The 245-nt window shown below is 59.6% G+C and carries 1 protein-coding gene; it reads right to left on the minus strand.

The genetic code is table 11. The annotated features are described in order from the left end of the window. A partial coding sequence (locus tag KVS71_RS18260; protein WP_217585245.1) for a hypothetical protein occupies positions 1-245 on the minus strand: 245 nt, incomplete at both ends.

Below are 245 nucleotides of genomic sequence, written 5' to 3' on the forward strand. Positions count from 1 at the left end.
AGTCCGGGAGATCGACAACTGCCATGGCGAATGGGTACTGGTCGCCTTCGTGTCCCCAGGAATAGGGAAAGCGCAGGATGACCGGGTTTGCCGAGAGTCCTTCGAGCCCCTGCGTCGTCAAATAGCGGCCAAAGACGGTTTTAAACCCGTCCGGCATTGTGCCATCCGAACGGCGCCAGACAAAGACTGCCTTGCGATAGGCTGAGATTGCCGTAATCACCATGCCGGCCGGCTGGTGCGAGACG

Origin of the sequence: Microbacterium sp. GbtcB4 (genome assembly GCF_019091465.1) — a bacterium.
Taxonomy (GTDB): domain Bacteria; phylum Actinomycetota; class Actinomycetes; order Actinomycetales; family Microbacteriaceae; genus Microbacterium; species Microbacterium paraoxydans.